Annotated in this window: 9 protein-coding genes; 4 read left to right on the top strand and 5 right to left on the bottom strand. The window is 73.8% G+C overall.

Annotation, left to right across the window (positions count from 1 at the left end; all coding sequences use genetic code 11):
* Positions 1-141: 141 nt before the first annotated feature.
* The 4 genes from ACWD0Y_RS34760 to ACWD0Y_RS34745 are packed head-to-tail and all read right to left on the bottom strand — an operon-like array spanning position 142 to position 3,459.
* Complete coding sequence (locus ACWD0Y_RS34760) at positions 142-615, bottom strand: hypothetical protein (protein WP_450264257.1); 474 nt, start codon at positions 613-615, stop codon at positions 142-144.
* Between the two features lie 44 nt (positions 616-659).
* Entirely contained in the window at positions 660-2,081 is a 1,422-nt protein-coding gene (locus ACWD0Y_RS34755; RefSeq protein WP_450264256.1) for a lipase maturation factor family protein, read from the bottom strand.
* 8 nt (positions 2,082-2,089) lie between these two features.
* The gene (locus tag ACWD0Y_RS34750; protein ID WP_450264255.1) at positions 2,090-2,611 is read right to left on the bottom strand and encodes a DUF1990 family protein; all 522 of its coding nucleotides are present in this window, start codon (positions 2,609-2,611) and stop codon (positions 2,090-2,092) included.
* Entirely contained in the window at positions 2,608-3,459 is an 852-nt protein-coding gene (locus ACWD0Y_RS34745) for a YndJ family protein (RefSeq protein WP_450264258.1), read from the bottom strand. The genes ACWD0Y_RS34750 and ACWD0Y_RS34745 overlap by 4 nt, the downstream gene beginning before the upstream one ends.
* A 194-nt stretch (positions 3,460-3,653) precedes the next feature.
* Here ACWD0Y_RS34745 and ACWD0Y_RS34740 point away from each other — a divergent pair, with 194 nt between their 5' ends.
* The 4 genes from ACWD0Y_RS34740 to ACWD0Y_RS34725 all read left to right on the top strand — a co-directional run bounded on the left by ACWD0Y_RS34740 (position 3,654) and on the right by ACWD0Y_RS34725 (position 9,809).
* On the top strand, positions 3,654-3,965 hold the full coding sequence (locus tag ACWD0Y_RS34740) for a DUF1490 family protein (RefSeq protein WP_450264254.1): 312 nt from the start codon (positions 3,654-3,656) through the stop codon (positions 3,963-3,965).
* Positions 3,966-3,967: 2 nt separating this feature from the next.
* Entirely contained in the window at positions 3,968-6,151 is a 2,184-nt protein-coding gene (locus tag ACWD0Y_RS34735) for a heavy metal translocating P-type ATPase (protein WP_450264253.1), read from the top strand.
* A gap of 106 nt (positions 6,152-6,257) precedes the next feature.
* Positions 6,258-8,354: a SpoIIE family protein phosphatase gene (locus tag ACWD0Y_RS34730; RefSeq protein ID WP_450264252.1), complete on the top strand. Its 2,097-nt coding sequence runs from the start codon at positions 6,258-6,260 to the stop codon at positions 8,352-8,354.
* Positions 8,355-8,468: 114 nt separating this feature from the next.
* Positions 8,469-9,809 carry a wax ester/triacylglycerol synthase family O-acyltransferase gene (locus ACWD0Y_RS34725; protein WP_450264251.1) on the top strand — a complete coding sequence of 447 codons (1,341 nt, stop codon included), beginning with the start codon at positions 8,469-8,471 and terminating at the stop codon, positions 9,807-9,809.
* 25 nt (positions 9,810-9,834) lie between these two features.
* On the opposite strand, the gene ACWD0Y_RS34720 is transcribed toward ACWD0Y_RS34725, so the two are convergent.
* On the bottom strand, positions 9,835-10,245 hold the full coding sequence (locus ACWD0Y_RS34720) for a hypothetical protein (RefSeq protein ID WP_450264250.1): 411 nt from the start codon (positions 10,243-10,245) through the stop codon (positions 9,835-9,837).
* Between the last annotated feature and the right edge of the window lie 59 nt (positions 10,246-10,304).

Raw genomic sequence — 10,304 nt, 5'->3', positions numbered from 1 at the left:
GTACGCCGGCACCTCGTCGGCCGGTTGTCGTGAGGACGGCTCGCCGTCGAGCCTCGTCGTGGCGCTCCCGGAGGCGCCGTTCACCCGGATGATCACGTGTTTCCCCTCCGCTCCGCCTGCTGCGGCCGTCGGCCGGGCCGCTCAGCGCGGGCGGCCGGCGGCCGGGGGCTCGACCTCGAGGAAGCGCCGCCGCCGCGGCCCCCGGTACAGCAGGGCCGTCCAGCCGAGGCGGCCGAGCTCGGCGGCGCACCCGGTCAGCGCCTCCTGCTCCTCCTGGGCGGCGCCGCTGCCCGGCGGGCCGAGCCATTCCACCCGGACCGTCCCCGGACGCTCGCCGGGACCGACGCGGTAGCCGGTCGCGGTGCGCGCACCGGCCTCGTCGACGGCGGAGGGGGCGATGCCCGCCGCCTCCAGGGCCAGGGCCACCGACCGCACGGCCTGGTTGACCTCCCAGGCGGCGGGGACGGCCTCGGGATCGCCGGTCTCCGTGTTCGTCAGGCGCCTGATCTGCATCAGTCCCTCGAACGCGACCCGCACCTCGGCGGCCCGCCGCCCGTCCGGCGCGGCCGGTGCGGGCCCGTCACCGGTGGCCGCGTCGAACGCTCCCGCCGTCATCGCCCCCGCCCCCCGCTGTCCAGCATTCCGGACGGCCGATTCTGTCAGGGCGAGGCTCTGCGGGCGAGGGCCGTCGGCGGCCGGAAGTCGCGTACGAGCGTACGGTGCCACCAGGCGTGCGTGGCCCGCAGTTCGCGCCAGGTGGTGAAGCGGTAGCGGTAGAGACGGGCCCGGACGTGGGTGGGCGGGGCGTCGGGGAAGGGATTGACGCGCAGCAGCCGCAGCGTCGCCGGGTCGCCCGTGAGCAGCCGCTCGACGAACGGGTCGAACCAGGCGCGCGCGTAGGCGGGGGAGAGCGCCGCGAACCACATCATCCAGTCGAGGCGCAGGTGGTACGGCGCGAACTGGCGCGGCAGTCTGCGCGGGTCACCCGGCTTGCCCTTGAACTCGTACGCGCGCCACACCGTGCCCCGGTGCACCACGGGCTCGTCCGTCCCCTCGACGACGATCTCCTGGCGGACGCGGCTGATGCTCCCGAACGCGCCGTACGCGTTGACCAGGTGGAGCGGGTCGTACGAGCGGTTCATCGCCTGGCGCCGCGAGAACAGGTTGCGCGCGGGCCGGTAGCTGAGGGCCAGCAGCAGCGCGGTGACGGCGACGACCAGCACCTCGTACCAGAGCGGGGGAGCGGGCAGGGCGGGCGCGGTGACCCAGGGGGAGAAGTCGGTCACCGACAGCGCGAGGACGATCGTCAGCCAGTTCAGCCAGGCGAAATTGCCGGAGAGCACCAGCCACAGCTGGGTCAGGATCATCACGCCGGCCGCTGCGCCCGCGACCGGCTGCGGGGTGAAGAGCAGCACGGGAACCAGGAGCTGGGTCACGTGGTTGGCCGCCACCTCCACCCGGTGCAGCGGCTTCGGGAGGTGGTGGAAGAACCAGCTCAGCGGGCCCGGCATCGGCTGCGTCTCGTGGTGGAAGTCCAGGCAGGTCAGCTTCCGCCAGCACAGGTCGCCGCGGAGTTTGATCAGCCCGGCGCCGAACTCCACCCGGAAGAGCACCCAGCGCAGCAGCCACAGCACCAGTACGGGCGGGGCGGCGCGCTCGTTGCCGAGGAAGACCGCGAGGAAACCGGCCTCCAGGAGCAGGGACTCCCAGCCGAAGCCGTACCAGATCTGCCCGACGTTGACGATCGACAGGTACAGCACCCACAGCGCCGCCCACATCAGCATCGCGGTCCACAGCGGCAGCCGGTCGGCGGCGCCCGCGGCCAGCGCCGCCGCGAGCGCGGCGCCCGCCCAGGCACACCCCGCGAAGAAGCGGTCCGAGTAGTGGAGCCGGAAAAGGGTGGGCGAGTGACGCCACGGCACGCGCCGCAGGTACGCGGGCACCGGCAGCATGCCCCGGGAGCCGATCAGCGCACGGAACTGCAGCGCCGCCCCGAGGAAGGCGACCAGGTAGACGGCGGCCAGAGCCCGCTGGAAGACCAGCCGGCTCAGCCAGTAGTCGGGTGCGGTGAACCACTCCATCACACCCATTATCGGTGCGGGCGCGCCCCGGTGGCGATGTGCCGGAGAGTCCTGCCGAGGTGGCGGGCGTACCAGAGCTGGCAGACGGGCACGACGGGTCCGGCGAGCCGGGTGTACCAGCGGGCCGGGCGGCTGAAGGCGGTGACGGCGAACCACACGGTCCCGTCGTCCGCCAGCTCCACGACGAACGACTCCTCGCCGCACTCCGGGTGCCGGCCGGTCGTGCCGTACGCGAAACCGGTCCTGTCCTTCTCGTACACCGTCCAGACCACCTCGCACGGTGCGGCCACCCGCAGCGGTCCGGCGCCGATCGCGCACTCGACGGCCGCGCCGGGCTCGGCCCGCGCCGCGTCCGTCCGTACCCGAACGCCCGACTTCCGGTGCAGCCGCCAGGTGGTCACCGCGGCGCCCGCCGCGTCGAAGGCGGCGCGGCCCGTGCCGACGGGCACGCGGTGGCGGAGGTGGTGGTAGCCGGGGGGCAGGGTGTCCTGCCGGGTGGCGCCGACCTCGGGGTAGGTGAAGGTGCTCATGCGGTGATCTCCTCATCGAGTCGTCCGAGTTGTTCGAGTCTTTGGATTCGCCGCCAGGCCAGCACCGCGCAGAGCGCGAAGCCCAGCGCGTTGCCGAGGCCGTGGGTGGCGGCCATCCAGGTCAGGCTGGGGTGCGGGATACCGGTCGCCTCGCCGAGCGCCCAGCTGAGGGCGAGCAGCATCGTCGCGACCAGGACGGCGGCCGAGACGGCGAGCAGGGTGCGGGTCGTCCGGTCCTGCCGGTCGTCGCGTACGTCCTGCCAGGTCAGCAGCGCCACCGTCCACATGCCGGCGGTGAGTACGACGGCTCCGGCGAGCTCGGCCCAGTCGTCGACGAAGTACCCGGCGAGGACCAGCAGTGTGCCGAGCGGCACGCTCAGCGCCGCGAACCGGGCGGCGGGCCGCCGGCCGGCGGCCCGGCAGACGAGCCCCGCCACCAGTGCGGCGGCGAAGCCGGCGAAGTGGAAGTGCGGGACGGTGAGCGCCAGGATTCCGAGGTCGAAGCCGAAGAGCTCGTGTCCGCCGCGCTCGGCGACCAGCGCGAGCCCGGCGACCGAGGGGGCCGCGAGCGCGGTGAGCACGGCGACCTCGGCCGGGGCGAGGGAGCGCGTGCGCAGGAGCCGCGCCGGGGCGTGCAGCGCGAGGGCGAGCGTGCCGAGGGCGTACACCGCGGCGAGCGCGGTCGCGGTTCCGCCGCGCGGCAGCCACAGGGCGGCGGCCCCGGGCGCCGCGAGCAGCGGCCACAGCCGCCGGATGCGGTGGAGTGCGGGCGAGCCGACGAGGCACAGCCCCAGGGGGACGACGACCAGCATGCCGAGCATCACGATCAGGCCGACCAGCACGGACATCGCGGAACCCCCATATTTGAACATGTTCAATTCACTTCCCGGGGTGACCGTACGGCATTTTTTGAACACGTTCAAGCCCCTGTGTCCGGCTCGCCCCGCCCCAGGGGCCGGGCGCACACTTGAGAGGAAGCCCTTCGAGCCTTCGAGCCTTCGAGCCGTGGAGCTCCTTTTGGCCCGGACGGAAGGAGACGCTCATGCATCCCGTGGCTCTGGCCGGTGCGGCAGCCGGCCGTCTCGCGCACTACGCGGTCTCCGGAGTGGTCGGTGGCCTGATCATCCGGGGAGCCTCGAAGCGCCTTCCCGACGCGAAACCCGTCGCCCGCAAAGCCCTGATCGGTGGCATCGCGAACGGCATCGTCGCCGGGCGCTGGGTCGCCTCGGCCGCCGAAGAGGCCCGCCTCAAGGCGGGGGACATGCTGGCGGAGGCCCGGACCAGCCTGGGCGAGGAGGTACCGCCGCCCTCCGCGGTCCGCGTCGAGGGCCACGATCACGGACACGAGCACTGATCATGACCGGCGTGGTCGTGTGCTCCGTCGCCGCGGGCCGGGCGCGGCTGACCGTTCCCTGGGTACGGGCCCGCCCCGGCAGCGCGGGACTGGCCGACGAGCGCCTGACCGGCATCGAGGGGTTCCGTGCGCTGCGGATCTTCCCGCGTACCGGCAGCGTCGTGGTCTGGGTGGCGCCCGACCGGCTGGACGTGGACCGCCTGGTGGCCGCGCTCGAAGAACCTCCGCCCGCTTCCGCGCCGGCCGCGCCCACCCGCTGCGGCCCCGACTCCTCCACCGGCGAAGTCGCCCGGCTGGTGGTCGGGGGCGCGGTCCTCGCGCTCGTGGCGCTGCGCCGCCTGCTGCGCCGGCCACGCCTGACCCCCGGCTCCTCCGGCCTCCTCGGCGCGGTCACGGTCTTCACCGGTCTGCCCTTCTTCCGGGGAGCCCTGCGCGCGCTGCGCGGCCGGAGTTCTCCGGGGACGGACACCCTGGTCACCGCGGCGACGGTCATCTCGCTGGTGCTGCGCGAGAACGTCGTGGCCCTCACCGTGCTGTGGCTGCTGAACATCGGCGAATTCCTCCAGACCCTGACCCTGCGCCGCACCCGGCGCGCCATCGAGGAACTGCTCACCATCGGTGAGGAGCGCGTCTGGCTCGTACGCGACGGGACCGAGACCGAGGTGGCGATCGAGGACGTCGAGCCGCAGGACGTGGTCGCCGTGTACGAGCACCACCGGATCCCGGTCGACGGACACGCGGTGTCCGGCGAGGCCCTGGTGGACCAGGCGGCGGTCACCGGTGAGGCCCTGCCGGTCTACGCCCGGACCGGCTCCCACGTCTACGCGGGCACCGTCGTCACGTCCGGATCGCTCCAGGTCCGGGCCACCTCGGTCGGCCGGGACACCACCGTGGGCCGGATCATCGGCCGGGTCGAGGAGGCCCAGGCGGACCGGGCGCCGATCCAGACCGTGGCCACCCGCTTCACCCAGCGCTTCGTCCCCGTCTCCTTCGCGCTGGCCGCGCTGACCTATCTCCTCACGCGCGACGCGCGACGCGCGATGACCATGCTGCTGATCGCCTGCCCGTGCGCGGCGGGACTGGCCACCCCCACCGCCATCAGCGCCGCCATCGGCAACGGTGCGCGCCGCGGCACCCTCATCAAGGGCGGAACCCACCTGGAGGGCGTCGGACGGGTCACGGCCGTCGTGTTCGACAAGACCGGCACCCTGACCTTCGGGCGCCCCCTGGTCACCAGTGTGGTCACCCTCGGCGACGGGTTCACCGCCGACCAGGTGCTGAGCCTGGCCGCGTCCGGGGAACTGCACGCCCGGCACCCGCTCGCCCAGGCCATCGTCGCCCGTACCGAGGAACAGCACCTGCACGTCCCCATCCACCAGGCGTGCGAAGTGGTCCTCGGCATGGGCATGCGCGCCGAACTGGACGGTACGCGCCTGCTGGTCGGCAGCCCGGCCCTGCTGCGCCGCCACGGCGTCGAGCTGACGGAGGAGGCCCGGGACTGGACGCAGCGGCTGCGCGGCGGGGGCGAGACCGTCATCTGCCTGGCGCGCGACGAGGACCTGATCGGCATGCTGGGGGTCTCCGACGCCGTACGGGCGGGGGCCGGGACCGTGGTCGGGCAGCTGAGGGACCTCGGTGTCTCCCGCCTCGTACTGCTCACCGGCGACGCGCCGGAGACGGCACAGGTCGTCGCCGACGCGCTCGGCATCACCGAGGTGCACGCCCACGCGCTTCCGGAGGGCAAGCTCCAGCTGATCCGGGACCTCCAGGCCGAGGGCCACACGGTGGCGATGGTCGGCGACGGCACCAACGACGCCCCGGCCCTCGCCCTGGCCGACATCGGGATCGCCATGGGGGAGCACTCCTCGCACGTGGCGCTGGAGACCGCCGACATCGCTCTCGCCGGCAACGACCTGCGCCAGGTCGCCGCCGTCGTCGAACTCAGCCGCCACACCCTGCGCGTCGTACGCCAGAACTACGGCCTGGCCATCGGCGTCAACCTGCTCGGCCTCCTCGCCGGCGCCGGGGGATCGATGAACCCCGTCCTCGCGGCCCTGCTGCACAACACCAGCAGCATCGCGGTGGTCGGGAACTCGGCCCGGCTCGTCAACCACACCCCGCACCTGCCGCGGGAGTCCGACGGAGTGCTGAAGGCCGCGCCGCTGGAGGACCGCCGGGTGCACTGAGCGCGGGGGCCGGGGCGGCCGGAGCGGATTCGGCGGGCGCTCCCCGGCCGCTCGGAGGCCCGCCGTCCCGCATGCGCGCGCCCCGGGCTGCGCCTAGCGTGGGCGCATGGACGCGGGCGCAGGGGGTGGTGAGGAGGCGGCGGGGACGTGCTGCTGCCAGGAGCGGCAACCCGGTGTGACGTGCTGTTTCTTCGAGGTGTACGGGCTCGCGCTCGGCCTGGGCGGATTCGACTGGGACCTCGACAACGGACTCATGCGCATGGACGATTCGGCCCTCGCCGTGTTCGACCTGCGTCCCGGCGAGTACTCCGGCCGCCCGGAGGAGCTCTCGGCGCGCGTGCCGCCCACGGAGGCGGCCCGCCTCGACGCCCACGTCTCCCAGGCGCTGAAGAACGGCAGCACCACGTACGGCGCCTACTTCCGCATCCGCTGCCGCGACGGGAGCCTGCGCTGGACCCACACCCAGGGCTGCGTGCGCCGCGACGCCACCGGCAGGCCACGCCGCATCATCGGCGTGGTCCGCGACGCCACCCAGGAACTCGCCGACTCCACCGACCGGCTCGAACACGACGCGGAGAGGCGCCGCAAGACCAGCCTGGTCCAGGGCACCACGGCCGCCCTGGCCCACGCGCGCACCGTGAAGGACGTCATCGACGTACTCAACGACTCCCAGGGCCTGGAGAACCTCGGGGCGACCAGCCTGGTGATGGGGCTCGTCGAGGCGGGCCGCATCCACCTCGTCGCCGACGGCCCGGACGGCTCCTTCGTGCCCGGCACCCGCTACACCCGCGTCGACGAGCAGTACCCGATGAGCGAGGTGGTCCGTACCCTCGCGCCCCGGTTCATCGAGTCGCCGGAGGAGTTCGCCACCTCCTACCCCGTCCTGTGGCCGCACATCAGGGGTCTCGGCATCACCTCCGCCGCCTATCTGCCACTGATCGCCCAGGCCCGCCCGGTCGGCGCGCTCGGCCTGCTCTACAGCGACCGGATCGGGTTCACCTCCGAGGAGCGCAACGTCCTGATCGCGCTGGGCAGCAGCATCGCGCAGAGCCTCCAGCGGGCCATGCTCTTCGAGCAGGACAAGGACCTGGCCGAAGGTCTGCAGCAGGCCATGCTGCCGCGCCGCATCCCCTCCGTGCCCGGAGCCCAGATCGCGGTCCGCTACCGGTCGGCACGCCTCGGCCGCGACGTCGGCGGCGACTGGTACGACGTGATCCCGCTGCCGAACGGACGCGTCGGCGCGGTCATCGGCGACGTACAGGGCCATGACACCCACGCCGCCGCCGTCATGGGGCAGCTGCGCATCGTGCTGCGCGCGTACGCCGCCGAGGGGCACACCCCCGCGACGGTGATGGCCCGCGCCTCCGTCTTCCTCGACGAGCTGGACACCGACCGCTTCGCCACCTGTACGTACGCCGAGACCGACCTGACCACCGGAGTGGTGCAGGTCGTCCGGGCCGGGCACCTCGACCCGCTGCTGCGCCACGCCGACGGCGCGTGCCGCAGGCTGCCCGTCGCCGGCGGTATGCCGCTCGGCCTCTCCGCGGAGTTCGGGCAGCTCGAATACCCGGTCACCACCGTCGAACTGGACCCGGGGCAGACCCTGGTGCTGTGCACCGACGGTCTCGTGGAGCTGCCGGGCACGGACCTCGACGACGGCATGCAGATGCTGTCCGCCCTGGTCCGCACCGGCCCCCACGACCTCCAGGAGCTGGCCGACACGCTGTGCGAAGTGGTCGACGAACGGGGCGGCGAGGACGATGTGGCGCTGCTGCTCCTGCGCCGCAGGGGCGTCGACATGCCGCAGACGGGCGGACGCCTCCAGCAGCATGTCGCGCAGAACGACCCCGAGGCCCTCAGTTCGGCGCGGCACATGATCCGTGCGGCGGTACGGGCCTGGGGCGCCCGGGAGCGTTCGGACGAGATCGAGCTGGCCGCCGACGAGCTGATGACCAACGCGCTGCTGCACACCGACGGCGGGGCCGTCGTCACCGCCCGGGTGCTGGCCGGTGCGCAGCGCAGGCTGCGGATCGAGGTGGAGGACCGCTCCAGCGCGCTGCCGCGCCGCCGCGAGGCGGGCGAGGCGGGCGTGTCGGGGCGGGGACTGATGCTGGTCGACCGGCTGGCGGACGTGTGGGGCGTGGAGTCGCGGGGGAGCGGCAAGTGCGTCTGGTGCGAATTTGTCGTGCCCGACCGGCTTTGAGCGCTCCTGACCGTACCGTTCGGTAACGCTACGTGGTCCGGTCATACTTGACCGTAACCGATCGTTCGGGATTGACTGCGCTCCCCTACCTGCCTCCGATGACGTGAGGGCTACTTGAGCACCGAGCTTCTGGCACCTCTTGACCTGGCGTTCTGGCACCTCGAATCCACCGAACACCCCATGCACCTCGGCGCGCTCGCCCTCTTCGAAGGCGACGGCGGCAACGACGCCGGTTCCGTCGTGGAACTGCTCGCCGAGCGCGCCGCCGCGATCCCCCGGCTGAGAATGCGCGTACGCGGCGTCCTGCTGCCCATCGGCGGCGCGGCCTGGTCCACGGCCAAGGACTTCGACGTACGCCGCCACGTCCGGCACGTCCGGCTGCCCTGCGGCGACTTCGCGGCCCACGCCACCCACCTCGCCGGCGAGCTGATGGAGCAGCCGCTCGAACGCGGACTGCCGCCCTGGGAGATGTACGTCCTGACCGGCGCGGAGCCCGGCGCGTTCGCCGTACTCGTGAAGCTGCACCACGCCCTGGCCGACGGCATGCGCGCCGTCGCCATCGGCGCCGGCATCTTCGACCAGATCGCGGGAGCGGGCGCGGCGGGCGCCCGGCGGGAGCGCAGCGTGCCGCCCCGGTCGTGGCTGCCCGGCCCGCACCAGGTCGTCGGCTTCGCCCGCGACCGACTGGAGGAGGTGGGCCGGGCCGTCGGCATCGGCGCGTCCGTGATGCGGGCCAGCAGGTTCGACCTGTGGGGCGACAGCGCCTTCGCGGCGGGCTCCAGCGGCACGCGCCGGCTCGGCACTGCCGTGCTGGGGCTCGACGACGTACTGAAGATCCGCCGGGTGGCGGGCGGCACGGCGAACGACGTGCTGCTCGCCGTCGTCGCCGGCGCCCTGCGCCGCTGGATGCTGGAGCGCGGCGGACCGCTGCCCGGCGCGGACCCGCGCGCCCTGGTGCCGGTATCGCGGCGGCGTCCGGGCAGCCCGGCGGCCTCCGGCAACAGACTCTCGGCGTACCTCCTCGGCCTGCCCGTCTCCGAGCCGGACGCCTGGACGCGGCTCACGGCGGTGCGCCGGGCCATGGACCGGAACAAGGCGGAAGGGCCGGGACGCGGCGCCGGAGCGGTCGCCGTGCTGGCCGACCACCTCCCGCCGCTCGCCCACCGGTTCGGCGCACCGATCGCGGGCAGCGCGGCCCGGATGCTCTTCGACGTACTCGTCACGAGCGTGCCGCTGCCCCGCTCCACGCTCTCGCTGGGCGGCAGCCCGCTGCGCGCGATCTACCCGATGGCGCCGCTGGCCCGCGGCCAGTCCCTGGCCGTCGCCCTTTCGACGTACGGCGGCCGGGTGCACGTCGGTCTCGTCGCGGACGCCAAGGCGGTGCCCGACCTGGACCGGCTGGCCGGGAGCATGACCGACGAGCTGGCGGCCCTCCTGCGGGCCGCCACGGGCTGAGGCGCGCCGCCGGTGGGGGGCCGGTTCACACCTCGACCGTGACCAGGCGGTTCCCGGCCAGGGTGCGGACCTCGAAGCGGTCGATCTCGTCCTCGCGCAGCGCGGCGCCGCCCCGCGTGCGCAGCGGCTCCTCGTGTCCCTCGACGCCCGGGATCCCGTAGCCGCCCGCGGGCACGGCCCAGGTGGTGACCGTCTGCTCCGCGCCGTTCTTGCCGACGGCGACCAGTGCGCAGGCCAGCGGCCCCTGGACCCGGGCCAGTTCGAGGCCGACCCCCGTCCCCCAGCCCCGCTCCCGAAGCGTCACGGACGCCGAGACCCCGGAGGCCGGGTCGGTGGCGGCGTACCGCTGGACCGCGCCGCCACCGCCGCCTGTGCCCTGCGCCTGGAGGCCCACCGCCGCCACGGGCCCGGCCCGGCGCCAGCCCCTATCAGGCATTGCTGTGGGCGCCTGCGACCATCTCTCACACATTGCCCAGTGTGCTGGCGGTGTGGAGT

The organism is Streptomyces altiplanensis (genome assembly GCF_053591575.1).
This window is presented reverse-complemented; position numbering and strand designations above follow the sequence as displayed.